The sequence below is a fragment of the Frankia tisae genome (assembly GCF_025403405.1).
Classification (GTDB): Bacteria; Actinomycetota; Actinomycetes; order Frankiales; family Frankiaceae; genus Frankia; species Frankia tisai.
Genome location: NZ_JANEZT010000774.1, coordinates 1 through 380 on the forward strand (window position 1 = coordinate 1; position 380 = coordinate 380).

The following is a 380-nucleotide window of genomic DNA, read 5'->3' on the forward strand; positions in this document are numbered from 1 at the left end:
GCCCAGACGGTGCTCACCACCTGCATGGCCACCGGGACGCAGCTGCGGGAGGACATGGACAAGGGGGTCTTCGACCGGTTCCGGTCGCTGCCGATGTCCCGGCTCGCACCCCTGGCCGGCCCGATGATCGCCGACCTGGTCCGGTACCTGATCGCGGCGAGCCTGACCTACGTCATGGGTCTGATCCTCGGCTACCGGCCCGGCGGCGGGGTGCCCGGCGTGCTCGGCGCGATCGTCCTGGCGGTCCTCACCGGCTGGGCGATCGCGTGGGCGTTCACCTGGATCGGCACGGTCGCCCGCAGTGCCCGCGGCGTGCAGGGCATCTCGATGATGATCCTCTTCCCGCTGACCTTCCTGTCCAACGCGTTCGTGCCGTCGAA

Annotated in this window: 1 protein-coding gene; it reads left to right on the plus strand. The window is 70.3% G+C overall.

The genetic code is table 11. From position 1 onward, the window contains the following. Nucleotides 1-380 (plus strand): ABC transporter permease (locus NBZ85_RS31620; protein ID WP_261563481.1); only part of this gene is annotated, 380 nt, incomplete at both ends.